We start from the raw sequence: 25,545 nt of genomic DNA, 5'->3' as shown, positions 1-25,545 counted from the left end.
CGGCGGGGAGCCGCGTCTATAGGGGAGGCTAAAAACGAAGTCCAGCCCCTCTTGAAGCGATCGCGAACTATTCCCGGCCGAAGTCCGTGGAGGGCGGATTCTCTTCGTCTTCCTCGGCCCCGGGCACGACATATCGATCCGACAGCCAACGGTTCAGGTCGATGTCGGCGCAGCGTTTGGAACAGAAGGGCCGAAACTCGGGAGTGGTCGGCTTCTTGCAGATCGGACAGGCGCTCATGACGACGAGACCTCCAGGCGGTCGTTGGGCCAGTCGGCGACGACGGCCAGGGTGAAGCGGCGGCCGATCCTGTCGGCCAGGGCGGCGTCCAGGGCCGAGAAGGCCTCGGCCACGGCCTGGCTGCAGCGCCCCGCCAGTTTGCCGCCGGGATCCGCCCTGCCCTCGCGCTCGAAGGCCCGGACGAGGCGCAAAGCGCCGGCGCGGGCCGACAGCCCGCCCGATTCGTCGAGCAGCCGGTCGAGAATCGGCTTGGTCCGGCGCGGCACGATCATCTCCAGCGCCCCGAACTTGCTGATCGGACCGATGCCGACCCCGGGATTGTCGATGGCGAAGGCGTTGCGGGCCGCCGTGGTCAGGGCCGGACCGTCGTGGCCGCGGCCGACGAGGTCGAAGACCACCAGCCCGGCCAGGCCCTTCAGGCGCAGGATGCGAGCGGCCGTCGTAAAGGCGGCCATGTTGGCGGCGCGGGCCGCCTTCTTGGAATCGCCCTCGCGGGCGCCGAGGTCGACGTCGATGGCCACCAGGGCCCTCGTCGTCTCGATGCTGACGTCGCCGCCGCCCGGCAGGGCGAAGACCGTGGCCAGGGCCTCGGCCTCGGCGGCCTCCACGGCCTCCAGGGCGGCTAGGCCCTGGGTCGGGGACCCGGACTTGACCCACAGGCGCAGCAGCTCGTCGATGGTCGGGGCGTGGGCCAGCACGCGCGGCTCGCCCTCGGCCGGTCCGACGTAGCGGGCCACGGCCGACTTGTCGCGGCGCGAGGGGCTGCGGATCTCGACCTCGACCACCTGCCCTTCGACCAGCTTGGGCATGTCGGGTTTGAGCGCCAGCAGCAGGTCCGCGCCGCCCGGCAGGGCGACGAAGGCCGAGTTGAAGGCGCGCTCGATCTTCCTGACCCGGGCGACGCCGCGCACGCCCTCGGCGTCCAGCGGATCGTCGCCGTCCCATTGGGCGACCAGGCGTTCGGGCCGGCCGTCGAGAGTCACGACCCCGACCGTCTCGCCGATTCCCTTGTAGAGGTAGGCGCGCCGTTCGCTCATTTCCGATAGCCCAGGCCGGTCAGCAGGTTCAGCGTCTCGTACAGCGGCAGGCCGACCACGCTGGTGTAGGAGCCGTGCAGGTCGATGATGAAGCCGCCCGCCACGCCTTGCACGCCGTAGCCGCCCGCCTTGCCGTTCCATTCGCCGCCGACCAGGTAGTCGGCCTGCTCCTGAGCGGACAGGTGCTTGAACTGCACGCGGGTCTCGACCAGCCGCGAGGCCTCGCGGCCGTCCGGAGCGATGGCTGCGACGCCGGTCAGGACCTTGTGGTTGCGCCCCGACAGCAGCCTCAGGCAGTAGGCCGCCTGCTCGGGCGTCTCGGCCTTGGGCAGGATGCGGCGACCGACGGCGACGACCGTGTCGGCGGCCAGGACGATGGCGTCCGGCGAGCGCGGCGCGACCGCCCTCGCCTTCTCGACCGCCAGGCGCAAGGCGTGGCGCCGCGGGGTCTCGTCGCGCAGCGGCGTCTCATCGATGTCGGCGGGATCGACCCGATCCGGGGCGACGCCGACCTGCGCCAGCAGGTCCAGGCGCCGGGGGCTCGCGCTGGCCAGGACCAGCGGCGTCCGCTGGACGACCATTCGCCAGCCCTACTTGAAGCGGTAGGTGATGCGGCCCTTGGTCAGGTCGTAGGGCGTCATTTCCACGAGCACCTTGTCGCCGGCCAGCACGCGGATGCGGTTCTTGCGCATCTTGCCGGCGGTGTGGGCGATGATCTCGTGATCGTTCTCCAGCTTCACGCGGAAGGTCGCGTTGGGCAGCAATTCGCTGACCGTACCGGGAAACTCGAGCAGTTCTTCCTTAGCCATCAGGCCTCTCAAAACGGGTGACGCCATGCCGGGAAAGCCCCCTCGACGATTGAGTCGGGGAGCGGTTCGCGGCTGCGAGGCGGGGTGTATAGCGCATTCACCCCCCGAACGTCGATGGCGCGCCGAAACGTTGTCGAATCGCCGTGGCCAAGGCGTCACGCACCTCGCGGTAGGCCGCCAACATGGCGTCTCGCGAGCCGTCCGCAAGGGTGGGGTCGTGAGTCGGCCAGTATTCGATGTCCGTGGCGCGGTCGCGGGCCAATTCGACCGCCCGGTGCTGGGCTTCCGGGGTCAGGGAAATGACCACGTCGAAACTGTCGTCCTCCAGCTGGGTGAAGCTCTTGGGCTGGTGGCCGCTGACGTCCAGGCCGATCTCGTCCATGACCACGGCGACGAACGGATCGATCCCCTCGTCGGACGGGTCGGGCTTCAGCCCGCACGAATCGACGAACGCCCTGGTCCCATAGAAGTGCTTGAACAGCGCCTCGGCCATCGGCGAGCGCACGCGGTTGTAGTTACAGGCGAACAGCACGGCGTCAGGCAGGCTCCCCACCCTAGAGCCTCTCTCTGTCGAGAATGCTCAACCACTCTGAAGAGAGAGACTCCAGATTCCTTGGTTTTGGGCGTGTTCTCATCGTGAAACCGGGCCCACTTTCACGGAACACGCCCTTAGCCCCGCCAGTGCAGCGCGCAGATCAGGGTGAACAGCCGGCGGGCCGTGTCGAGGTCGGTCTTGACCTTGCCCTCCAGCCGCTCGCGCAGCAGGTTCGAGCCCTCGTTGTGCAGGCCGCGCCGGCCCATGTCCAAGGCCTCGATCTGCTGGGGCGAGGAATTGCGGATCGCCGAATAGTAGCTGTCGCAGATCATGAAGTAGTCCTTGATCACCCCGCGAAAGGGCGACAGGGACAACAGGTGCCGGCGCTCCTGGCCGCCGGGTCCGGCGATATCGAAGGCCAGGCGGTTCTCGACCAGCGACAGCTTCAGCTCGTAGGGCCCGCCGGCCGACTCGACCGGCTCGAAATAGTTGCCGTCCAGCAGGTCGAAGATCGCCACCTGCCGCTCCTGCTCCTGGTCACGCGAGGCGGCCGCCAGGCTCTCCTCGTCGATGAGGATGGACTTCAGGAACTGGGTGGCCTTGGCGTCGGACATCGTCGGCAGACTTGCCCCTTACGGCTTGGAAGGCAATCGAATCGCGGCCGACAGGGCGTGGGCCGGCAGGCCTTCGGCTTGCGCGAGGGCGACGGTGTGCGGACCCAGTATGCCGAACGAGGCCGCGTCGCACTTGACGATCGAGGTGCGCTTGAGGAAGTCGTAGATCGACAGGCCCGACTGGAAGCGCGCCGCGCGGCTGGTGGGCAGCACGTGATTGGAACCGGCCACGTAGTCGCCGATCGCCTCCGGCGTCAGGCGGCCCAGGAAGATCGCCCCGGCGTGGCGCACGCGGTCGGCCAGGCGCTCGGGCTCGTCGATGGCGAACTCGACGTGCTCGGGGGCCAGCAGGTCGACCAGGTGCGGGCTGTCGTCCAGCGGGCAAAGGATGATCGCGCCGTGGTCGCGCCACGAAGCGGCGGCGTCGACGCCGGTGGCCAGGGTCCTCAGCCGCGCATCGACGGCGTCGGAGACCGCCTGGGCGAAGGCCTCGTCGTCGGTGATCAGGATCGACTGGGCGGCCGGGTCGTGTTCGGCCTGGCTCAGCAGGTCGACGGCGATCCAGTCGGGGTCGTTGTTGCTGTCGGCGACCACGACGATCTCGGACGGGCCGGCCAGGGCGTCGATGCCGACCACCCCGTAGAGCCGGCGCTTGGCGGCGGTGACATAGGCGTTGCCCGGGCCGACGATCTTGTCGACCGGCTGGATGGGTCCGGCCCCATAGGCCAGGGCGGCGACCGCCTGGGCCCCGCCGATCCGCCAGATCTCGGTGACTCCGGCCTCCTTGGCGGCGGCCAGCACCGCCGGCTCCAGCTTGCCGGGCGGGGTGACCATGGCGATGCGATCGACCCCGGCCACCTGGGCGGGCACGGCGTTCATCAGCACGGTCGAGGGATAGGCCGCCCGCCCGCCGGGCACATAGACGCCCACCGCCTCCAGCGGCGTCCAGCGCCAGCCCAGTTGCACGCCGGCCTCGTCGGTCCACGACTGGTCGGTCGGACGCTGGCGGGTGTGGAAGGCGCGGATGCGGGCGGCGGCGAAGGCGATGGCCTCGCGAACCTCCGCCGAGCATTCGGCCGCGCCGGCCTCGATCTCGTCGGCGGTGACACGGATGGTGTCCTCGGTCAGCTCGACGCCGTCGAAGCGGCTGGTGAAGCTGAGCACGGCGGCAAGCCCGTCGGCCCGCACGGCGTCAAGCACGTTGCGCGCGGCCGCATCGACATTCTCGGGCGCGCCCCGGCGCTCGTCGAGGAAAGCCTTGAAGGCGGCGGGGAAAGACGGGTCGGAGGCGTTGAAGCGGCGCATGCGGCCTAGATGCGGGTTTTTGTGCGGGATGCAAGTTTTGATGCGCCGCTCCGCCTCCAGCGCTCCGGTCAGTTCATCGGCGAACAGGGGATCAACCGCGCCTCAGGGCGAGATGGCGTCGTAGACGACGACCTTCCGCCAGAGATGGGCGCAGTCCTTCACGAACTGCAGATGAAGCGGATGGTCCTGATAGCGCTTCTGGTCCTCGACGCTCGCGAAGAACATCAGTTCGGAGACGTCATAGCTGTTGTCCACGACGTCACGCTTCTCGGACGAGGCTGGAACGCCGATGTGGAGCTGCTGGACGACCTCGATCGCTCGCAGGGTGTTCAGGCCGGCGATCAGCCGATCGCGATCGGCCTTCGATCCCGGATTGTTGAGCCAGAACAAGACGTGATGGATCATGGGAGGCGCGCTCGGGGATTGAGGGGCTGCTCGCACGGCGTCGGCTCCAACACCGGCCGCCAGGCCGCCAGCCAGCAGGACGCGACGATCGAAAGGCGGCATGCGCGGGTCCTTTCATACAAGATGGCCGGGCCGAGCGCCGCGTCGAAAGCGGCGGCCCATCCATGGCTAACGCCGGTGGCTACGATGGAAGAGATTCAGCGGCGGCCTCAAGACTAAAAAAATGCAGACCATTGTCGGTTTTCGACACGGGGACAGGCGCATGCGCCTGTCCCCAGCCATGAGGCGGCGACCTCGGGCTTTCGCTGGCGAGTGGATGGGGAGGCGCGGAGCGGTCCGGGCCTGGCCCGGATGACCGTGGGTTTAAAGTTTGCGTTTCGGCTAGACCTGACCGCTCCGCGGAACCGTTTGTCTCGAGGGACGGCGATTGAGGGCTTGTTTCATCCCGATCGACGTTTCCCCTCAGGCGGGCAGGATCAAAGTCGCCCGGAAGGGGCCGTCGGCGACTCCGACTGATCCTCGAACAGGCCGGTTCGAACCTCCCGGCCCCGTCGACCCGCCTGTCCCGCCATCGTCCCCGACCAGCCTTGGAGCCTTCTGAGCCCCGCCGCCCGCCGCGGTCCGATCGCCAGGCCCAGGCGGCCCCGCTCGGTTCCATCTCCATCGCCTGCTTGGGCCGGTACCAAGAGCCCTCCCCCGCGATGGAGACAGCGATGATTGTGCGGGAGGTTTGAGGACTGGCGCGTTCGTGACGCTGACTATTTTTCAGGGCATTGAGATCGTTGAGGTTCTTTGCACCGGCGACGGGGATAGAGCGGCGTCTATCCCCATAGCCGTCGTCATTCCCGCCCGAAAACCACGAGGATGCACCGTTGCCGGCAAACCCAGTCACCAGTGCAGGCAGCGGACATGCCGATGGTCTGCAAGGGGTGGATTTCTGCCTCTTGGTTGTCTGCTCAATTCGTTCATGTTGACATCCGTCCTCCGCCGCTAGTCACTACGTTAGGTAGCGGCGGCGGGGGATCAATGCGCACGATTGTCGTGGTGATTTGCTTTGCGATCTTCGCGTTTCCAGCCAAGGCCCAATCGCCCGCCGTCGACCATGTCAGGGCCTATATCGCCGCCGTGAACGCGGGGGACGTCGCCAGCGTCCAGCGTTTCCGCGACAGCAGCATCACGCCCGCCTTCGCCCAAGAGCAGCCTCTCAGCGCCTTCGTCCAATATTTCGCCGACCAGAAGCGGACGACGGGCGGGGTGGAACTGGTCGATATCCGGATCACGCGGGGGCTGGCCGAGGCATCGCTCCGCGACCGGATCTACGGCGGCTTGAGAGGCGTGAAGCTGGTCCTCGAACCCGTGGGCGAGCAGCGGGTGCGCGAGTTGGAGCCTGGACCCGCGCCGGCCTGGACGGTGGTTTCCGGTCCGCCGCGCTCCCCCGAGGTCATCGCGGAGCGCGCTCGTGAACTGGTCAGGCGCGGCTGCGAGGCCGAGGTCTTTTCGGGCGCGGTCCTGGTGGCGCATGGCGACGCCGTGCTGGTCCAGACCGCCTGCGGGCAGGCCAATAGGCGCTATCGCGTCGCCAACACGCCGACGACGCGCTTCAACCTCGGCTCGATGAACAAGATGATCACCGCCGTGGCCGTCATGCAGCTGGTGGAAGCAGGCAAGGTCAAGCTGGACGACCATTTGTCCAAGTACATTGACGAGACCTGGTTGCCGCGCGCGATCGCCGACCAGATCACCATCGCGCAGTTACTCGGCCACACCAGCGGCCTAGGTGATTTCAAGGACGACGGTTGGGAGGACCGGCCGCGCGACGCCTATCGCGACTTGGCCGACTTCAAGCCGCTCGTGCGGACCGAAAAGCTCGCCTTCCCGCCGGGATCGAAGTTCGAATACAGCAATACCGGCATGCTGATGCTGGGCGTGGTGATCGAGACCGCCTCGGGCGAGGACTATTACGGCTATGTCCAGCGTCACATCCATGACGTCGCCGGCATGTCCGCCACCGGCTCCGCGCCGATGGATGAACCCGTGGCGGATCTGGCCATGGGCTATTGGCGCGGCCCCCAGGGCTGGCGGGAAAACAGCTTCCGGCAACTGTTCAGGGGCGGCCCGGCCGGCGGAGGCTATTCCACGGTGGGCGACCTCTACGCCTTCGCCAAGGCGCTTCAGACCGGAAAGCTGGTTTCACCGGCGTCTCTGAACACCCTTTGGACCGATCATCCGCCCAACGAATACGGCGCGGGTTTCGAAATCCAGACGACGGCTGCCGGCAAGGTCGTGGGCCATTCCGGCGCGGCGAGAGGTGTCAGCGCGCGGCTCAGCCTCTACCTCGACAAGGACTATATCGTTGTAGTGCTTTCCAACCTCGATCGAGGCGGACCCGCGCTGAACGATGTCCTGACCGCCGAGATCGCCTCCGCAGACGGACGGTAGGGTCTGTTTTGGGTCGAAGGGAGCCATTGCTCCACCGCCCCATATCGGGCGCTCGCCTACCCCACCGCCGACTTCCCAGCGCCGCCGGCCGCCTTCATCGCCGCGAGATAGACCGCCGCCGCGATCCCCGCCCCCACGAACCAGGCGTAGTCGTAAAGTCCGGTCCACGGCGCGCCGATCCCCGCCGCCGCCGGCAGGCCGGCCGCCTTCAGGAATCCCGGCAGGTTCGGCGCGACGCCGACGGCGAAGGCCGCGACGGCCGCCAGGTTCCAGCCCTTGACGTAGGTGTAGCGCCCGGTCCGGTCGTACAGCGCCTCGACGTCCAGCCGGGCGCGGCGCAGCAGCCAGTAGTCGGCGATCAGGATCCCGGCCACGGGCCCGAGCAGGGCGCCGTAGCCGGTCAGCCAGACGAAGATGTAGCCCTGCGTGCTCTCCAGCAGCTTCCATGGCATGATCAGCACGCCGATCGCCGCGGTGATCCAGCCGCCGGTGCGGTAGCTGATCCGCCTGGGCCACAGGGCCGAGAAGTCGTAGGCGGGGCCCACCAGGTTGGCGGCGATGTTGCAGGACACGGTGTCGAGACTGATGACCAGCAGGCCGACCAGCACCGCGATCCCGCCGATGCTCCCCGACAACGCCACCGGGTCCCAGATCGGCTTGCCATAGATCAGCACGGTGGCCGAGGTGACGATCACGCTCATGGCGGCGAGCAGCGCCATGGGGCCGGGCAGCCCGACCGCCTGGCCGACGATCTGGTCGCGCTGGGCGCGGGCGAAGCGGGTGAAGTCCGGAATGTTCAGGGCCAGGGTGGCCCAGTAGCCGGTCATGGCGGTGACGGCCGGGCCAAAGTCCCGCCAGAACCGGCCAGCCTTGGCGCCACCGGGGTCATAGGCAGAGGGCTCGTGCAGGATCGGCCCCAGGCCGCCCGCCTCGCTCAGCGCCCACCAGACCAGCAGCCCGCAGACGATGACCTTGACCGGCGCGGTCCAGGTCTCGAGCTTGCGCACGGTCTCCAGGCCCTTGGTGACGAACAGCAGCTGGATCAGCCAGAAGGCGGCGAACGACAGTAGTTGCCCGACGCCGATGCCCAGGACCGGAACCGTCGGCCCGACCAGGCTCTTTCCGACCATCACGCCCAGCAGGGTCAGCAGCGCCCCGCCGCCGATCCAGGTCTGGATGCCGTACCAGCCGCAGGCGACGATCGCCCGGGCCAGGGCCGGCGCTCGCGCGCCGCGCCAGCCGAACGAGGCCCTCGCCAGCACCGCATAGGGCACGCCCCATTTCGCGCCGGCGTGGCCGATCAGCAGCATCGGGACCAGCACGACCAGATTGCCCAGCAGCACGGCCCACACCGCCTGGGTCGCCGACATCCCCTGCTCGACCAGGCCCGCGGCCAGCATGTAGGCCGGCACGGCGATGACCATGCCCAGCCACAGGGCCGCGAAATGCCACCAGCGCCAGGTGCGCTGGGCCGCCGTCGTCGGCGCCAGGTCGGCGTTCCAGAGGGTGTTGCCGGCTTGGTCGTGATCCATGTCGCCCCCGCGATCGCCCCGTGGGCGGAGCATGGGTCAGGGCCGGGTGGGCGTCACGGGGAAAGTGGGGAATGGCGGGCCAGCGCCCCCGAAGTTGTCATCCCGGAAAGCGCGCAGCGCTTGTCCGGGACCCAGGTGAACCGCAAGGCATCAGCCCAGTCACCTGGATCCCGGACAGCCTCTACGAGGCTTCCGGGATGACAACATCAAGGTTCATTTGACGATCCCGTCCACCGTCTGCCGCGTGACCGCGTGATAGAGCGGCCGGGTCTTGGCGTAGAGCCGCTTGGCGATCGGCTGGCCCCAGTCGCCCTGGGCCATCAGGTCCTTGAACAGCGGCGCGACGAACTTGCGGCGGCCCTGGTCGGTCAGGAACGCTTCCAGCGAGGGAACGGCCGGCGCGTAGCGGTTGGCCACCGCCAGTTCCAGCCAGACGAAGCGGATCTCGCTGTTGCCCTGCGCCGACAGGCCGAAGGCCTTGTCGAGCGCCGCCAGGCGCTCGGCCGACAACTGGCGCGGCAGACTGGTGACGAAGCGCGTGCGCTCCGGCGTGCTCCAGGCCTTCCACTTGGCGGCCGGCGCGGCGCCGCCCTTGGCGTAGGCGGCGGCCAGGGCGTCCACCGCCGGGAAGGCCGCCGACTTGATGTGCACGGCGTTGTCCGGCAGGCCGACGCCATAGACCCACTTGTCGATCCCGATCTGCGCTTCCAGCTTCGGATCGCCCTTGATCAGGTTGGCGCGCAGGTCGGCGACGAAGCCGGCCGTGGTCTGCGACTGGAAGGCGTGGCGGGCGAAATAGTCCTTCAGATAGGCGTCCCAGCGTTCGCGGCCGACGGCCTTTTCGATGGTGCGCAGGAAGGTCGCGCCCTTCTCGTAGGCGATGTCGGTCATGCCGTCGTCGGGATCGCGGCCGGTCAGGTCCAGGTGGAGCCGGGTGTCAGCGCCGGTCGGACCGCCGACGTCCTTGATCGTGTCCTGCAGGCTGGTCCAGCCCAGGTCGGCCAGCATGTCGGCGCGCGGCTTGCCGTACAGCTTCTCCATGATCCGGTTCTCGAAATAGACGGTGAAGCCCTCGTTCAGCCAGAAGTCCGACCAGGTGGCGTTGTTCACGAGGTTGCCCGACCAGGAGTGGGCCAGCTCGTGGGCCACCAGGCTGACCAGCGAGCGGTCGCCGGCGATGATGGTCGGCGTCGCGAAGGTCAGGCGCGGGTTCTCCATGCCGCCGAACGGGAACGACGGCGGCAGGACCAGCAGGTCGTAGCGGCCCCAGGCATACGGCCCATAGAGGCTCTCGGCCGCCTCGACCATCTTCTCGACGTCGACCAGCTCGTTGGCGGTCTTCTTCATCACCGACGGCTCGGTATAGACGCCGGTGCGCTGACCCAGGGGCGTGAAGGCGATGTCGCCGACCGCGATGGCGATCAGGTACGAGGCCACCGGCTTGTCCATCTTGAAGCGATAGAGGCTGCCGCCGGCCACGGGATCGCCTTCCAGGGGCGTCAGCCTTTCAGCGCTCATCACCGCCGTCAGGCCGTCGGGCACGAGGATGTTCGCCGTCCAGGTCTGGCGGATCCCCGGACTGTCCTGGGTGGGGATCCAGGTGCGGTTGAGGATCGCCTCGCCCTGGCTGAACAGGTAGGGCTTCTGCTTGCCCGCCGTCTGGGCCGGGGTCAGCCATTGCAGGGCCGCGCCGCCGGGGGCGCTGTCATAGCTGACGACGATGCGGCGGGCGCCGTTCAGTTGCACCGTCAGCGGCGCGCCCAGGATCGGGTCGGCCTTGCCCAGGGTCCACGGCAGGGCCGCGCCCTTGGCGTCGGTGACCTCGTGGATCACCAGGCCCTTGCTGTCGAGCACCACCTCTTTCGCGTCCGGCGCCGCGGCGATGTCGAGGGCGGCCGTGCCGGTCATCTTCCGGTGTTCGAAGTCGGCGGTCAGGTCCAGGTCGATGTGGGTGACCCGCGCCACCAGCGGCTGGGCGTAGGAATGGATGTCGCGGGCTTCGGGGGTCATCAGGATGGCCGGGATCGGCGGCTGGCCGGTCTGGGCCAGGGCGGGCGCGGCGACGCCGCAGAGCAGGAACGCCAGCAGGGCGGCGCGGGCGGTGGTCTTGAACGAGGACATGGGAAGCGGGTTCCGTGTTCGGAAAGGCGTTGGGTCCGTCTTAACCTTTTGCTCCACTTCCCCTCAACCGCGGTCGACAGTTAGTTCAGATACTCCAGCAGGCTGGTCCCGCCCGTATTGACGCTGCCGTCGCTGTTGAACAGCGAGGCCAGCTTGTCCGAGAGGTTCTGCATCTCGACCATCTTGTCGTAGAGCGCCGGGGTCCAGCCGGCCGCCTGGCGCTCCTCGTCGCTCATGGCCGCGTACTGGGTGATCAGGCTCTTGCCGAAGGCCGAGCTGTCGGACCCTTGCGTGCTCTTGTAGGCGCTGGAAACGCTGTCCCGGTTGCGGGCCTTCACCTCGGCCGTCGCCTGGGCGACCTCGTGCTCGGAGAACTGGTCGCCCTTGTTCAGGGCCACGGCGGCCAGCGAGCGGTCGTCGAACTTGGAGAAGTCGATGGTCCCATCGTCGGGCGAGACAGCCATGCCGTCCTCGGTGGCCGAGGCGTACTGCTTGTCGAGCACGGAGCGGACGTCCGAGGCGACCTTGCCGATGTCGCGGGTGCGGGGATTGGCGACCACGCCGCCGACGTCCTTCAGATAGGTCGCGACCGGATCGCCGTCCATGCCGCTGGGCGCGACGCCGGGCTTGGCCGTGGCCTGCTTGAGGCCTTCCGTCAGGGCGGCCTTGTCCTTGGCCCACTGCCCCATGGCCTTCTCCTCGGGACCGGCGGCCTCGAGATGGGCCAGAGCCGCCTTGTAGAGGCCGGCATAGTCGCCGGTCACCCGCATGGCCGAGGCCGAAGCCGACAGGGCCGTGTCGCGGTCGGCCTTCATCTGCAGCGAGGCGACCACCTGCTCCTCGATCGAGAACTTGCCGCCCTTGTTGCTGGCGATGGCGTAGAGGCCGCGGCGGTCCAGGCCCGAGACGTCGATGGTCGCCTTGCCGTCCCTCAGGGCGCTGGTCGCCTTGGCGTCGGCCAGAAGCTTGTCCAGCGCCGTGCGGGCGGCCGCCACGACCTGGTCGGTGGTGCGGTTGTCGGTCTGGGCGGCCAGCGCGGCCTGGGCCTCGGCGGACAGGGTGACGTTGACGCTGGAGCCGCCGGTCTTGGCGGCGGCCGTCTCGGCCTGGGCGCCTTGGGCCGTCGTATTGGCGGCGCTGGCGGTCGTCGCCGTGGCCAGATAGGGATTCGCCGCGTAGCCGTTGGTGACGCTGCCGACCATGACGCCCTCGACTCGATCGCCGCGAGATTACGAATCGCGACGGGCCTGAAACACGGGAGCACAAGGCGCGATCAGGGTTAAGGGCGCATTAACCATGATCCAAGCGACGGCGTGGCTCAGGCCTTCGGCGCCCGCCGGCGGCGCGGAACCCGCACCGTGGCCTCGCCGTCCATCACCAGCTCGTCGCCGACGAAGGCCTCGCAGCGCAGGGTGACCCGTGCGCTGGCCTCGTCGACGGCCGAGACCACGACGCGGGATGTCACCACGTCGCCGATGCGCACCGGTCGGTGGAACGCCAGGGTCTGGCCCAGATAGATCGCGCCGGCCCCGGGCAGGATGGTGCCGACCACGGCCGACCCGAACGACGCCGACAGCAGGCCGTGGGCGATCCGGCCCCGATAGGCGGTCCTGGACGCGAAGGCCTCGTCCATGTGCACCGGATTGAAGTCGTCCGAAGCCTCGGCGAACTGCCTGATGCGCTGCTCGGTGACGGTGACGTGCTTTTCGGCGACCATCCCGACGACGAGTTCTTCGAGGATGTAGCCGCCGGAGGGATGAGCTTCGATCATGACGCGCCGTTAGCCGCGATGCCGCGCCATGGCCAGCGAAAATGCGCCGAGGAGAGCTTGGGCCGCCTTTGTCTACTCCGCGTGACCCGGCTTGCGCGGCGTCGACCAGGGCTCGGAGACGTCGGCCAGGATCACGTCCAGGCAGTCGACGGTCACCCTCAGGTCGCCGCCGCCGGCGAAGGTCAGCAGCACCGCCCCGCCGGGCGCCTCGCCGGGCTCGAAGGCCACCGACAGCAGCTCGACCACCGCGCCCTTGGCGTCGCGGCGCAGCTTGCGGGCCTGGACGCCGGTGACGTCGCCCAGTTGCAGGGCCGAACGGATCCGCTCGCCTTTCTTGCCGCCGGACTCCCAGCGGAAGCGGTTGCAGGCCAGGGTCAGGGTCCGCGCCGAGGCGTCCCAGCGGATATCGCCGATCTTGGCCACCGCGTCCTGCAGGGCGGCCGAGACCACCGCCAGGTCGTCGGCGTCCTGGGCCAGCAGTTTCAGGGGTGCTTTATGAGAAGCCGCATCAGCCATCCAGGTCGCCCTCGCTGTCGCCCTTGATCCGGCGCACCTGGGCCCCGCAGGCGCCCAGCTTCTCTTCCAGCCGCTCGAAGCCGCGGTCCAGGTGGTAGATGCGGCTGACCGTGGTCTCGCCGCGGGCCACGAGGCCGGCGATCACCAGGCTGACCGAGGCGCGCAGGTCGGTGGCCATGACTTCCGCGCCTTCCAGCCGCTCGACGCCGCGCACGCGAGCCTCGCCGCCCGACACCGAGATGTCGGCGCCCAGGCGCATCAGCTCGGGCGCGTGCATGAAGCGGTTCTCGAAGATCGTCTCGCGAATCCGGCTCTCGCCCTTGGCCGTGGTCATCAAGGCCATGAACTGGGCCTGCAGATCGGTGGCGAAGCCCGGATAGGGCTGGGTCTCGACGTCCACCGCCTCCAGGCGTTGGCCGTTGCGCTTGATGATCACCCCGTCCTCGGTGCGGATCACCCCGGCCCCGGCCTCTTCCAGCTTGACCAGCAGGCTGTCGATCAGCTCGGGACGGGCGCGGGTCAGCTGGACCTCGCCGCCGGCCATGGCGGCGGCCACGGCGTAGGTGCCCATCTCGATGCGGTCGGGGATCACCGAATGGGTCGCGCCGTGCAGCTTGGCGACGCCGGTGATGGTGATGGTCGGGGTCCCCGCCCCCTCCACCTTGGCGCCCATGGCGTTCAGGCAGATCTGCAGGTCCAGCAGCTCGGGCTCGCAGGCGGCGTTCTTGATCACCGTGACGCCGTCGGCCAGCACGGCGGCCAGCATGGCGTGCTCGGTGGCGCCCACCGAGACGAACGGGAAGGTGATCTCCGCCCCCTTCAGTCCGCGCGGGGCCTGGGCGTAGACATAGCCCTCGTGCAGGTCGATCTTGGCCCCCAGCGCTTCCAGGGCCTGCAGGTGCAGGTCGACGGGCCGTGCGCCGATCGTGCAGCCGCCGGGCAGGCTGACCTTGGCCTGGCCGGTGCGGGCGATCAGCGGGCCCAGGACGTTGAACGAGGCGCGCATCTGGCGGACCAGGTCATAGGGCGCGAAGCCGCTGGTGATCTCCGGCGCGTGCAGCACCGTCTCCGAGCCGTCCGGCCCCTCGCGCTCGTCCACGGTCGCGCCCAGGCGCGCCAGCAGCTTGCCCAGGAACCGGGTGTCGGCCAGGCGCGGCATGTTGGTCAGCCGCAGCGGCTGGTCGGTCAGCAGGCTGGCCGCCATCAGCTTGATGGCCGAGTTCTTGGCGCCGCTCACCGGGATGATCCCGTTCAGCTGCGCGCCGCCGGTGATGGCGATACGATCCAATGAAAGTCCCTCGTCACGCGGCCTGTCGGGGGTGTCGCCGCGCGGTCACATGTGAAGGGGCGGTTCTACTGGTTGCAAGAGCCCGCGCAAGAGGGGGCGCCGATTCCTCATGGTTCCTCCTCAGCTGGAGGGGGTCTCGTCGTCCGACGCGGGCGAGTCCGGCCTGGCCGCGCCCTTGTCGGCGGCGGGCGGCGCGGCCTTCCTGCGGCGGAGATTGGTGCGCAGCGCCTGGGCCAGCCGCGCCTCGCGCGCGGCTTTTTCGTTGTGGGGCTTGGGGTTCCGGCTCATCTTTCCACAGGTGAAAGCGCTGCGACGATCGGTCAAGACGATTTTGTCTTTGCCAACCGCGTTTGGTTCGCTATACGCCCCCTCCTCTTCGCCGCCGTAGCTCAGTGGTAGAGCGCATCCTTGGTAAGGCTGAGGTCGGCAGTTCAATCCTGCCCGGCGGCACCATGAGGGTCCAAGCCTTCCAAAGGCTTGGACCCTCGCCACTTCCCCCCAAAAATCCCAGGCTTCCCTCGCCGGTCGCGGCGGGCGTGATCTCGCGACGCCTTTGGCGCTATGAGGTTCCTTCCACCCTCTGTTCCGTCCAGGCGTGGACAGGCCGCCGACTTGGCTCTAGGGTGTCCCCATGATCCTCGCCGCCAGCCAACAGCTGTTTTGGTACTTTAGCTATCCGACGCCTCTGGCGCCGGGAGGGGATCGTTCGGCCTGAATTCAGAGCCGCGAACGTCTTCACCAGCCGCCAGGGGTTCCCCGGGCGGCTTTTTTCATGGCCGCCGGACGCCCAGATTTCTCCGGAGTTCCGCCATGCCTTCCTCGACCGCCGCCCACCTGTCCTCGATCCCCGTCCCCACGGACGATCTGCGCATCCAGCGCCTGCAGACCCTCAGCCCGCCCGCCCAGGTGATCGGCGAGGCCCCGGCCACCTCGTCGATCGCCGAGGTCGTCGGCGACGCCCGCCAGGCCGTGCACCAGATCCTGCACGGCCGCGACGACCGCCTGGTGGTGGTGATCGGGCCGTGCTCGATCCACGACCCCAAGGCCGCCCTGGACTACGCCCGCCGCCTGGCCGTTCAGCGCGAGCGCCACGCTGGCGAGCTGGAAGTGGTCATGCGGGTCTATTTCGAGAAGCCGCGCACCACGGTGGGCTGGAAAGGGCTGATCAACGATCCCGACCTGGATGGCGGTTTCCGGATCAACGAGGGCCTGCGGCTGGCGCGGCGCGTGCTGCTGGACGTCAGCGCCCAGGGCCTGCCGGCCGCCTGCGAGTTCCTGGATGTCACCACCCCGCAATATATCGCCGACCTGGTGGCCTGGGGCGCGATCGGAGCGCGCACCACCGAGAGCCAGATCCACCGCGAGATGGCCTCGGGCCTCTCCTGCCCGGTCGGCTTCAAGAACGGCACGAACGGCGACGTCAAGGTGGCCATCGACGCGGTGCTGGCCGCCGCCCAGCCGCACCATTTCCTGGCGGTGACCAAGGAAGGCCGCGCCGCCATCGCCACCACCACCGGCAACGGCGACAGCCACGTCGTGCTGCGCGGCGGCAAGACGCCCAACTACGACGCCGCCAGCGTCGCGGCCGTGGCGCAGGCCCTGGTCAAGGCCGGCCTGCCGCCGCGCATCATGGTCGACGCCAGCCACGCCAACAGCGGCAAGAACCACGAGAACCAGCCCGCCGTCGTGGCCGACCTCTGCGCCCAGGTGGCGACTGGCCAGGCGCCGATCATGGGGGTGATGATCGAGAGCAACCTGGTCGCCGGCCGTCAGGACATCGTCCCCGGTCAGCCCCTGACCTACGGCCAGTCGGTCACCGACGCCTGCGTCGACTGGGAGACCTCGGTGCGGCTGCTCGACGATCTGGCGGCGGCGGTGCGCGCCGGACGCCAGGCGGCGAAGGACTAGGCCTCGCGGGTGACGGGACGCGCCGGCGTGTCCCGTCACCCCTCCTTCTCCCTATTGTCCTACAATTCGTCTGGCCCGTTCCGCGATCCGTGTTACCCATGGCTCGACGGCGCGCGACAGGCGCTGGCGATAGGGGATGACGTCATGCGGAACGGTGTCGGCGCGGGCTTGTTCGCCGCTTTCTGGCTGGCGGGATCGTCGGCCCTGGCCCAGGCGCCGCCCGCCGACATTCCGGTCTCGATCACCGTCGACGCCGGCAAACGGGTCGGCGAGCTGCGGCCGATCTGGCGGTTCTTCGGCGCCGACGAGCCGAACTATGCGACCATGAAGGACGGCCGCAAGCTGCTGGGCCACATGGGCGCGCTCAAGCCCAAGGGCGTCTATTTCCGCACCCACAACCTGCTGAACACCGGCGACGGCACGCCCGCCCTGAAGTGGGGCAGCACCAACGTCTATACCGAGGACGCCCAGGGGCGGCCGGTCTATGACTGGACCATCCTGGACCATCTGTTCGACACCTACCTGGCCAACGGGGTGCGGCCCTACGTCCAGATCGGCTTCATGCCCCAGGCGCTGTCGACCAACCCCGAACCCTACCAGCACGCGTGGCGGCCCGGTTTCGACTACAACCTGATCAGCGGCGGCTGGGGCTATCCGCCCAAGGACTACGACAAGTGGTCGGAGCTGGCCTACCAGTGGGTGCGCCACTGTGTCGAACGCTACGGCCAGGCCGAGGTCGAAACCTGGTACTTCGAGGTCTGGAACGAACCGAACGGCCCCGCCTATTGGAAAGGCACGCCGCAGGAATTCCACAAGCTGCACGACTACGCCGTCGCCGGGGTCCGGCGGGCCCTGCCCACCGCCAAGGTCGGCGGACCGGACGTCGCCGGCAGCGGCGGCCAGTTCATGGAGGACTTCCTTACCCACCTGACCGACGGGACCAACTATGCGACCGGCCAGAAGGGCACGCCGACCGATTTCCTATCCTTCCACGCCAAGGGCTCGCCGCGCTTCGTCGACGGCCATGTGCAGATGGGGATCGCCAACCAACTGGCCGGCATCGACAAGGGCTTCGCGATGATCGCGGCCCGCCCGGCGCTGAAGGACAAGCCGATCGTCATCGGCGAGTCCGACCCCGAAGGCTGCGCCGCCTGCCAGGGCCCCAGCTTCGGCTATCGCAACGGCACGGTCTATTCCAGCTACACCGCCGCCAGCTTCGCCCGCGCGCACGACCTGGCGGCGCGGCGCGGCGTGACCCTGGACGGCGCCCTGACCTGGGCGTTCGAGTTCGAGGACCAGCCCTATTTCGCCGGCTTCCGCCAGCTGTCGAGCAACGGCTTGGACCTGGCGGTGCTGAACGTGTTCCGCATGTTCAGCCTGATGGGTCCCGAGCGGGTGCAGGCGGTCAGTTCGGGACAGATCCCGCTGGACGAGATCGTCGCCAGCGGCGTGCGCGGACGACCCGACGTCGGGACCCTGGCCAGCCTGGGTCCCGACCGATTGGCGATCATGGTCTGGAACTATCACGACGACGACGTGCCGGGTCCGACGGCCGACGTCAGCCTGGTCCTCAAGAACCTGCCCCGCGCCTTCGCCGACGCCAGGCTGGTCCAATACCGGGTCGACGAGACGCACGGCAATGTCTACGGCGCCTGGCGGCGGATGGGCTCGCCCATGGCGCCCAGCAAGGCCCAGTACGACGCCCTGGAACAGGCCAGCGGCCTGGCCGCGATCGACACCCCGCCGCCGGTTCGCGGCAAGGACGGCCTGACCCTGAGCTTCCAGCTGCCGCGGCAGGGCGTGTCCCTGCTGGTCCTGGAGCGGCCCAAGCCGCAATAGCCGGAGATGACCGGCCGCGGCGATGCTCGCCGCGGCCGGCGCCCGATCTAGAACTTGTACTGCAGCCCCAGATTCCACTGCCGTCCGGTGTGGGTGTAGACGAACGTGCTGTCGCGGTCGGAATCGATGAACTGGCGATTGAACCGGTCGAAGATGTTCAGCCCCTCCAGCGAGAGCTTGAAGTTCTCGTTGATCTGGTAGGAGGCGGCCAGGTCGAAGGTCAGGTTCTCGTCATAGCCTTCCAGGTCCTGGTAAGGATTGTTGGCCGGCAGGGCGACGATCGATTTGTCGCGGTAGGCGGCCGAAATCCTGGCGCTGAACTTGTCGTCTTCGTAGAAGAGAGTGGCGTTGTAGGCGTTCTTGGACAGGCCGACGAGGTCGTTTGTGGTCACCCCGCCCGCCGCCAGGAAGTAATCGATCTGGGAGTCGACATAAGTGTAGTTGATCAGCGCGCCGGTGTGCCGCAGCAGACCGGGCAGGAACGTGAAGTTCTGCTGGTAGTTGATCTCGAATCCCTTGAGCGGGCCGCCCGGGGTATTTACCGGCCTGGTGACCGTAAAGTACGTTTGGTCTGGATCGAGTCTGGAGTCACCCAGCAACGATAGCGGCAAGCCCGTTTGCCGGAAGGTCATCTGCTGGGATTGGTTCTGAACATAGGTCTCGATGTCCTTGTAGAAGACACCGAAACCCAGCAGCGCCCCGGGTGCGAAGTACCATTCGGCGCCCAGATCGGCGGTGGTGGCGCGGATCGGCTCCAAGTCCGGATTGCCCGAGGTGATCGAGGGCGTGCCGTTCAGGTTCAGGCTGCCTCCCGGCGTCAGGAAGCCAAGGTCTGGCCGCGCGACGACCTTGGCCCCGGAGAAGCGCAGCACCAGGTTGTCGGTGGCGTCGACCGCGACGTTAAAGGACGGCAGGACATCGTGATATTTGTTCTCGGCGGTGACCTGCTGAGGCAGCGGACCGATCTGGTAGCCGCGCGACTGCAGCTCGGTCTGGGCGAAGCGGAAGCCGATGTCGCCGCGCACCGGCAGGCCGCCGATCACGGTCTTCAGGTCGGCCTGGAAATAGGCCGAGGCCACCTTCTCGTCGACGCGCCGGATGCCGCCGTAGTTGGGGACCAGGGCGTACATCCCTGTCTCGCTGTAGAGGTTCTGGCTGGCGACGAACTTGTCGTAGTCGATGGTCGCCCAGCTGCTGGGGAACACGCCCTCGTCGATGCCGTGGCCGCCGAAGCCGGACACCACCTTGGTCACCGCCTGCAGCTCGGCCGTGCTCAGGGTCGGGACCAGGAAGTTGTTCGACCGCTGCTTGGCCGATGTGTCGAACGAGAACTCGTCATAGTGCCCGCCGACCTTGAGCGTCAGGTCGTCGTCATAGGCCCAGGCCAGGTTCACCTCGCCGGTCTTGTAGATGTTGGTCGTGTAGATCTGCTGCAGCCGCACCTCGGCGTTGGGCGCCCCGAAGCTGTAGAGCCCGGCGTTGGTGACGTCGAAGTCGTGCTTGATGATCGGCTGGTCGCGGTTGTTGCGGAAGTCGATGGTCATGCCGGCGTTCTGGCGCTGGAACATGATCGTGGTGGTCATCGGCTGATCGTAGTCGGACTTGGAGTAGCCGATCAGCCCGGTCACCTTCAGGCGGTCGGTCAGCTCGTGCGTCCCGGCCAGGGTGTATTGCTGGAAGACGTTCTCGAACTCGTCGTGTTGGGTGTCGGAGCGGATGTCGACGCCGTCGAAGCGGGCGTAGTCAACGTCGTAGACCGTCTGGCCGAAATTGATTCCGGCGGTGTGGCTCGTCCCCGCATCGCGCAGGACCAGCTCGCGCACCGCGGTCTGCGGCTTGCCGTTCTGGGTGATCGGGCGGGCGAACGAGAAGCCCTCCAACCAGTTCTCCTCGCGCTTGACGTCGTAGTCCGAATAGAGGGCGTCGAAGCTGAGCGAGGTCCGCGAGGTCGGCTTCCACTGCAGGGCCAGGGTGGCGCCGGTGCGCTCCTGGTTGTGATGGAAGCGGCCATAGCGCGGCAGGCGCGGGAAAAACACGGTCGAGCGGTTGGCCTGGGCGTAGACCGGGTCGCCGGTCGGCGGCCGGGCCACGCCGGTGGCGCAGTTGGCCGCGTCCGTGCCGTTGCCGGCGTTGGTGGCTGGGTTCTGCGGCGTGACCCCGACCGGGGTGCAGAAGCCTCCATCGATGGTGGCCGGGTTCCAGCCGCCCGAGCCCCACTGGTCCTCAAGGAACTTGCGCTTGCTGTAGGCCAGCGAGGCCTGGGCCCCGAACTCGCCCCAGCGGGTGTCCCAGCTGTTGCCGACCACGGCCGTGAACTTGGGATCGACGTTCTTGGCCAGGTCGTTGTAGCCGGCCGAGGCGCCCAGCACGAAGGTCAGGCCCTTGTGGTCCAGCGGCTTGGCGGTCTCGAGGTCGACGGTCGCGCCCAGCGAGCCCTCGATCACCTCGGCCTGGGCCGTCTTGCGCACCGTGATGCCGCTGAACAGTTCCGAGGCGAAGGTGTTGAAGTCGAAGCCCCGGCCCAGGTTGGCGCCGCGGTCGCTGGTGGTGGCGCCGCTGGTCGACTGGGCCTCCATGCCGTTGATACGCACGCGGGTGAAGGTCGGCGGCAGGCCGCGGACGGTGATCGTGCGCCCCTCGCCGGCCACGCGGGTGATCGACACGCCGGGCACGCGCTGGATCGACTCGGCCAGGTTGGCGTCGGGGAAGTCGGCGATATCCTCGGCCTTGATGGCGTCGACCACACCCGAGGACTGGCGCTTGACGCTCAGGGCGCTCCTGAGGCTCTCGCGGAAGCCGGTGACCACCACCTCCTCGACGGTGTTTTCCGGCGACTGGCCAGCCGATGGGGCGGTCTGCGCGCTGGCGGCGCCGGCGGCCAGGACCCCGGCGAAAGTCAGGGCGAGCGCCGAGCAACCCATGCTCCAGCGCTGAATGCGACGGTCAGACATCTATCCCTCCTGGTGGAGGCCCGGCCCATGCCGGCCTCCCGTGTTTCCCCCAGGGCCGGTTCGTCCGATCCTGATGTCGAGAGAAATCCCATTTGTTGGGATGAACTCTCATTTTGTCGATAAGATAAATCCGACAGGGTGAATTGCAACCGTTTTGAAATATTCATTCCGGCGTGAAGTTCGCCGAAGCGACGTGGGCGCGGTATCCCAGGCGCCGGGTTGCCCGGACGAGGCTTTGACGCTAGCCTTCCATGAAATGGGACAAAGTCTCATTTTGTGAGAAATAAGACCCGCCAAAAACGGCGAGGCGCGAACCCGCGAGGGAGGAAACATGGTCACACCACGCCTTTCCGCGGCGCGTCTGACCCTGGCTTGTTCGCGGTCGGCGAGCCTTGGATTCCAAAGCGAGCGGCCAGGCCCGTCGCCGTCCCGTGGCATGACGCTCCAGGAGCCCGCCTTGTCCAAGACCCGTCCCCTGCTGCTCACCGCCTCGGCCCTGGCCCTGCTGGCGAGCGCCGCCAGCGCCGCCGAGCGCGTCACCGTCCCATTGACCGCCGGCTGGCGCTTCGTTCAGGGCGATCCCGAGGGCGCGGAGACCCCGGCGCTGGACGACTCCCGCTGGGCGACCGTGTCGGTCCCGCACGATTGGGCCATCGCCGGGCCGTTCGACGTCAAGGCCCGGGCCGGCGGGGCAGGCGGCTTCCTGCCCACGGGCGTGGCCTGGTACCGCCGGACCCTGGACCTCAGGCCAACGCCGGGCCGCCGCGTGTTCGTCGAACTGGACGGGGTGATGGAGCGCAGCGGCGTCTGGATCAACGGCCACCATCTGGGCCATCGGCCCAGCGGCTATGTCGGCCTACGCTACGACGTCACCGACTTCCTGCGCGCTGACGGCCCCAACGTGCTGGCCGTGCGGGCCGACACCTCGTTCGCCCCGTCCTCGCGCTGGTATGCCGGCTCGGGACTGGTCGGAAAGGTCCGACTGATCGAGACCGGCGACCTGCACGTCGAGCAGGGCGGGGTGTTCGTCAGCACGCCGACCATCGCCAAGGACAGGGCCGTCGCCAAGGTCGAGGTCGACCTCACCAACAGCGGAGCGGCCGACACGCGCGTCGGGCTGGAGATCGTCGTCACCGATCCCGACGGCAAGGTCGTGGCCCGGCAAGGAGTCCCGGCCGTCACGGTCGGCGTCGCCCGAACCGAGACCCTGAGCGCCGAGGTCGCCCTGCCCTCGCCCCGCCTGTGGGACCTAGCCAGCCCGAACCTCTACCAGGCCGCCGTCCGAGTGGTCGGCGCCGACGGCCAAGTGCTTGACAGTGACGTCGTCCCGTTCGGCGTCCGCGAGGCCCGGTTCGAGGCCGGCACCGGGTTCTGGCTGAACGGCAAGAACATCAAGCTCAAGGGCGTGGCCCTGCACGCCGACGGCGGCGCGCTGGGCGCGGCCGTGCCGATCGCCGTCTGGCGCCAGCGCTTCACGGCCCTGAAGGCCGTGGGCGCCAACGCCGTCCGCACCGCCCACAACCCGCCCTCGCCGCAGGTGCTGGACCTGGCCGACCAGATGGGCCTGGTGGTCATGGACGAGCTGTTCGACCAGTGGAACGTCGCCAAGACGCCGGGCGACTATCACCTGTTCTTCGGCGACTGGCACAGGCGCGACGCCCGCGACATGCTGCGCCGCGACCGCAATCATCCCAGCGTGGTCATCTGGAGCGCCGGCAACGAGATCCACGACACCGCCTATCCGGTCCAGGCCAAGGCGGCGCTGAAGAGCCTGCTGGACGTGATGCACGCCACCGATCCGACCCGGCCGGTGACCATGGGCCTGTTCCGGCCGAACGTGACCGGCGACTACGATAACGGCCTGGCCGACATGCTGGACGTGGTCGGCCAGAACTATCGCGAGAACGAGCTGACCGCCGCCCATGAGGTCAGGCCGACCCGCAAGATCATCGGGACCGAGAACAGCCACGCCCGCGCCTCTTGGATCGCCGTGCGCGACTACGCCCCCTATGCCGGCATGTTCCTGTGGACCGGGGTCGATTATCTGGGCGAGGCCGACCGCAGCGGCTGGCCCAATATCGACAATCCCGCCGGCCTGCTGGACCGCACCGGCGCCGTGAAGGTCTCCGGCATGCAGCGGGCCGGCTGGTGGGCCGAGCAGCCGGTGATCCACGTGGTCCGCAACGCCGCGCCCGCCGCTCCGCCGCCCTCGAACGATGGCGCGGGTCCCGCTCCCGCCCTGCCGACCATGATCGCCGTCGCCACGCCCCGTCCCAAGATCGACATCGCCGACGACTGGACGCCGGCCGACCTGTCGCCGCACCCCGAGACCATCGAGGTCTACAGCAACTGCCCGACCGTGGAGGTGATGCTGAACGGCAAGGCCCTCGGCGCCAAGCCCCTGCCCGCCGACGGCTCGCCCCGCCAGTGGGCCGTGACCTTCACGCCCGGCGAGGTCGTGGCGTCCTGCGGCGCAGCCGGTCCGCGCGACACGCTGCGCACCGCCGGGCCGGCCGCCCGCCTGTTGCTGTCGACCGACGACAAGGCCGTGGGCTCGACCTTTGACGACCTGGCCATCGTCCGCGCCCAGGTGGTCGACGCCAAGGGCGTGATCGTGCCGGCGTCCAGTGCGGCCATCACCTTCGCGGTCAGCGGATCGGGCCGCTTCGTCGCCGCCGACAACGCCGCCCCGACCGACCACACGCCGTTCGCCTCGCCCACCCGCCAGGCCTGGCGCGGCAAGGCCACGGCCTTCCTGCGCGGGTCAGGCTCCGGCGGCGCGGTGACGGTCCAGGCCAGTGCGCCGGGCCTGAAGCCCGCCGTCCTCACCTTGCCGGTCGCTCGACCTTGAGTTCCAATTTACGGGACTTGATCTCGCAATATGAAATCCATTGCCTCGACGCGGGACGGCGGATATTTGTGGGATCAATGTAGCGCGACCCAGATCGCCAAGGGAGGCCGGGCCTTGATGTGGCATAGACGCGCGGTCCTGGCCGCCCTCGCCGTCGCGCCAACCGCGAGCTGGGCGGCGGAGCCCGTGACACCGATGCAGAGCTGGGCCTTCGACTTCGGCGACGACAAGCCGGCCCCCGGCTACGTCCGCGTGGCCCGCGACGCCGCCTATGACCCGACCGTCGGCCACGGCTTCGAACCCTCCCCTGCCGGCGGCCCGTTCCTGTTCTCGCTGGCCGTCCCCGAAGGCGACTACCGGGTGAGCCTGGAACTGGGCGGCAAGGCCGCGTCCGACACCACGGTCAAGGCCGAGTCCCGCCGGCTGATGGCCGAACGGATCGTCGCCCGGGCCGGCAAGACCGCGACCGTCGAGTTCGTCATCAACGTCCGCACCGCCGCCCTGACCGCGCCGCCGACCAACGCGCCGGGCGGAGTACGGGTGCTGCTCAATCCGCGCGAGGTCGGCGCCTACGACTGGGACGACAAGCTGACCCTGGAGTTCTGCGGCCCGGCCCCGGCCCTGCGCCGCCTGCGCGTCGAGCCCGTCACCGTGCCGGTGGTCTACCTGGCCGGCGACTCCACCGTGACCGACCAGCGCTTCGAGCCCGGGGCCAGCTGGGGCCAGATGCTGCCCCGGTTCTTCAAGCCCGACGTTTCGGTGGCCAACCACGCGGAGTCCGGCGAGACGCTGAAGTCGTTCCTGTTCGAGCACCGGCTGGACAAGCTGCTCAGCCGGATCAAGCCCGGCGACTGGCTGCTGATCCAGTTCGGCCACAACGACCAAAAGGTCCAGTGGCCCCAGACCTATGTCGAGGCCGCCACCACCTATCGCGACTATCTGAAGGCCTATATCGGCGAAGCCCGGCGGCGCGGGGCCAAGCCCGTGCTGGTCACCTCGATGCACCGCCGCAAGTTCGACGCGGCCGGCAAGATCGTCAACACCCACGGCGACTATCCCGAAGCCGTGCGCGCCGTCGGCCGCGAGACCGGCGTCCCGGTCATCGACCTGCTGGACATGAGCGCGTCGCTGTACGAGGCCCTGGGTCCAGACAACGCCTGGAAGGCTTTCGCCGACGGCGGCAAGGACGCCACCCACCACAACAACTACGGGGCCTATGTGCTGGCCGAGTGCGTCGTCAACGGCGTCCGCGCCCAGGTTCCGGACCTGGCGGCCCATCTGGTCGAAGGCCTGCCGCCGTTCGATCCGGCTCATCCGCCCTCGCCCGACAGCTTCGTCCTGGCGCCCAGCGCCGCCCACAGCACGGAGGCTCCCCGTGGGAATTGA

Annotated in this window: 22 protein-coding genes and 1 tRNA gene; 7 read left to right on the top strand and 16 right to left on the bottom strand. The window is 68.6% G+C overall.

Features of this window, described 5'->3' with window-relative positions:
* Positions 1-67: 67 nt before the first annotated feature.
* From ACSQ2G_RS21855 to ACSQ2G_RS21820, 8 genes are all read right to left on the bottom strand, one after another.
* A complete protein-coding gene (locus ACSQ2G_RS21855) occupies positions 68-238 on the bottom strand; it encodes a DNA gyrase inhibitor YacG (protein ID WP_028041190.1) in 171 nt (56 codons plus the stop codon).
* Positions 235-1,275 carry a ribonuclease E/G gene (locus ACSQ2G_RS21850; protein WP_436034491.1) on the bottom strand — a complete coding sequence of 347 codons (1,041 nt, stop codon included), beginning with the start codon at positions 1,273-1,275 and terminating at the stop codon, positions 235-237. Before ACSQ2G_RS21850 ends, ACSQ2G_RS21855 begins: the two co-directional genes overlap by 4 nt.
* The gene (locus tag ACSQ2G_RS21845) at positions 1,272-1,856 is read right to left on the bottom strand and encodes a Maf family protein (RefSeq protein ID WP_436034490.1); all 585 of its coding nucleotides are present in this window, start codon (positions 1,854-1,856) and stop codon (positions 1,272-1,274) included. Before ACSQ2G_RS21845 ends, ACSQ2G_RS21850 begins: the two co-directional genes overlap by 4 nt.
* A gap of 9 nt (positions 1,857-1,865) precedes the next feature.
* Positions 1,866-2,084, bottom strand: coding sequence for a translation initiation factor IF-1 (gene infA / locus ACSQ2G_RS21840; RefSeq protein WP_004617696.1), 219 nt, complete (start codon positions 2,082-2,084; stop codon positions 1,866-1,868).
* A 97-nt stretch (positions 2,085-2,181) separates the two neighbouring features.
* A complete protein-coding gene (locus ACSQ2G_RS21835) occupies positions 2,182-2,637 on the bottom strand; it encodes a low molecular weight phosphatase family protein (protein WP_436034489.1) in 456 nt (151 codons plus the stop codon).
* Positions 2,638-2,753: 116 nt separating this feature from the next.
* Positions 2,754-3,233 carry a UPF0262 family protein gene (locus ACSQ2G_RS21830; RefSeq protein ID WP_310084230.1) on the bottom strand — a complete coding sequence of 160 codons (480 nt, stop codon included), beginning with the start codon at positions 3,231-3,233 and terminating at the stop codon, positions 2,754-2,756.
* An 18-nt stretch (positions 3,234-3,251) separates the two neighbouring features.
* Positions 3,252-4,538, bottom strand: coding sequence for a histidinol dehydrogenase (gene hisD / locus ACSQ2G_RS21825; protein WP_436034488.1), 1,287 nt, complete (start codon positions 4,536-4,538; stop codon positions 3,252-3,254).
* Positions 4,539-4,640: 102 nt separating this feature from the next.
* A complete protein-coding gene (locus tag ACSQ2G_RS21820; protein ID WP_436034487.1) occupies positions 4,641-4,943 on the bottom strand; it encodes a Dabb family protein in 303 nt (100 codons plus the stop codon).
* Positions 4,944-5,852: 909 nt separating this feature from the next.
* On the opposite strand from ACSQ2G_RS21820, the gene ACSQ2G_RS21815 reads away from it, so the two are divergent.
* A complete protein-coding gene (locus ACSQ2G_RS21815) occupies positions 5,853-7,382 on the top strand; it encodes a serine hydrolase domain-containing protein (protein ID WP_436034486.1) in 1,530 nt (509 codons plus the stop codon).
* A 56-nt stretch (positions 7,383-7,438) separates the two neighbouring features.
* Here the strand turns inward: ACSQ2G_RS21815 and ACSQ2G_RS21810 are convergent, their stop codons facing one another.
* The 7 genes from ACSQ2G_RS21810 to ACSQ2G_RS21780 all read right to left on the bottom strand — a co-directional run bounded on the left by ACSQ2G_RS21810 (position 7,439) and on the right by ACSQ2G_RS21780 (position 14,898).
* The gene (locus ACSQ2G_RS21810; protein WP_436034485.1) at positions 7,439-8,914 is read right to left on the bottom strand and encodes an NCS1 family nucleobase:cation symporter-1; all 1,476 of its coding nucleotides are present in this window, start codon (positions 8,912-8,914) and stop codon (positions 7,439-7,441) included.
* A gap of 213 nt (positions 8,915-9,127) precedes the next feature.
* Complete coding sequence (locus ACSQ2G_RS21805; protein ID WP_436034484.1) at positions 9,128-11,035, bottom strand: M1 family metallopeptidase; 1,908 nt, start codon at positions 11,033-11,035, stop codon at positions 9,128-9,130.
* 80 nt (positions 11,036-11,115) lie between these two features.
* Positions 11,116-12,237, bottom strand: coding sequence for a hypothetical protein (locus ACSQ2G_RS21800; protein ID WP_436034483.1), 1,122 nt, complete (start codon positions 12,235-12,237; stop codon positions 11,116-11,118).
* 116 nt (positions 12,238-12,353) lie between these two features.
* Positions 12,354-12,806, bottom strand: a complete 453-nt coding sequence (locus ACSQ2G_RS21795) for a MaoC family dehydratase (protein ID WP_436034482.1) — start codon at positions 12,804-12,806, stop codon at positions 12,354-12,356.
* 72 nt (positions 12,807-12,878) lie between these two features.
* Positions 12,879-13,322 (bottom strand): DUF2948 family protein, encoded by a 444-nt coding sequence (locus ACSQ2G_RS21790; RefSeq protein WP_436034481.1) that lies wholly within the window; start codon positions 13,320-13,322, stop codon positions 12,879-12,881.
* Positions 13,315-14,610 (bottom strand): UDP-N-acetylglucosamine 1-carboxyvinyltransferase, encoded by a 1,296-nt coding sequence (gene murA / locus ACSQ2G_RS21785; protein ID WP_436034480.1) that lies wholly within the window; start codon positions 14,608-14,610, stop codon positions 13,315-13,317. The genes ACSQ2G_RS21790 and murA overlap by 8 nt, the downstream gene beginning before the upstream one ends.
* Positions 14,611-14,730: 120 nt before the next feature.
* Entirely contained in the window at positions 14,731-14,898 is a 168-nt protein-coding gene (locus ACSQ2G_RS21780; RefSeq protein WP_436034479.1) for a hypothetical protein, read from the bottom strand.
* Positions 14,899-14,988: 90 nt separating this feature from the next.
* Here ACSQ2G_RS21780 and ACSQ2G_RS21775 point away from each other — a divergent pair.
* From ACSQ2G_RS21775 to ACSQ2G_RS21760, 4 genes are all read left to right on the top strand, one after another.
* Positions 14,989-15,063 (top strand) — tRNA-Thr (locus ACSQ2G_RS21775).
* A gap of 178 nt (positions 15,064-15,241) precedes the next feature.
* Positions 15,242-15,325: a hypothetical protein gene (locus ACSQ2G_RS21770; protein ID WP_145688053.1), complete on the top strand. Its 84-nt coding sequence runs from the start codon at positions 15,242-15,244 to the stop codon at positions 15,323-15,325.
* 95 nt (positions 15,326-15,420) lie between these two features.
* Positions 15,421-16,518, top strand: coding sequence for a 3-deoxy-7-phosphoheptulonate synthase (locus ACSQ2G_RS21765; protein WP_436034478.1), 1,098 nt, complete (start codon positions 15,421-15,423; stop codon positions 16,516-16,518).
* Between the two features lie 144 nt (positions 16,519-16,662).
* Complete coding sequence (locus ACSQ2G_RS21760; protein ID WP_436034477.1) at positions 16,663-18,357, top strand: GH39 family glycosyl hydrolase; 1,695 nt, start codon at positions 16,663-16,665, stop codon at positions 18,355-18,357.
* Between the two features lie 47 nt (positions 18,358-18,404).
* Here ACSQ2G_RS21760 and ACSQ2G_RS21755 read toward each other — a convergent pair whose 3' ends face one another.
* Complete coding sequence (locus tag ACSQ2G_RS21755; protein ID WP_436034476.1) at positions 18,405-21,308, bottom strand: TonB-dependent receptor; 2,904 nt, start codon at positions 21,306-21,308, stop codon at positions 18,405-18,407.
* Positions 21,309-21,765: 457 nt separating this feature from the next.
* On the opposite strand from ACSQ2G_RS21755, the gene ACSQ2G_RS21750 reads away from it, so the two are divergent.
* Together ACSQ2G_RS21750 and ACSQ2G_RS21745 are read left to right on the top strand one after the other, a co-directional pair.
* The gene (locus ACSQ2G_RS21750) at positions 21,766-24,159 is read left to right on the top strand and encodes a glycoside hydrolase family 2 TIM barrel-domain containing protein (protein WP_436034475.1); all 2,394 of its coding nucleotides are present in this window, start codon (positions 21,766-21,768) and stop codon (positions 24,157-24,159) included.
* A gap of 195 nt (positions 24,160-24,354) precedes the next feature.
* Entirely contained in the window at positions 24,355-25,545 is a 1,191-nt protein-coding gene (locus tag ACSQ2G_RS21745; protein WP_436034474.1) for a rhamnogalacturonan acetylesterase, read from the top strand.

The sequence above is a fragment of the Caulobacter sp. LjRoot300 genome, assembly GCF_964253875.1.
In the GTDB taxonomy this organism is placed as follows: domain Bacteria; phylum Pseudomonadota; class Alphaproteobacteria; order Caulobacterales; family Caulobacteraceae; genus Caulobacter.
Note: the sequence above shows the minus strand (reverse complement) of the source record. Positions and strands in the feature narration are given on the sequence as shown.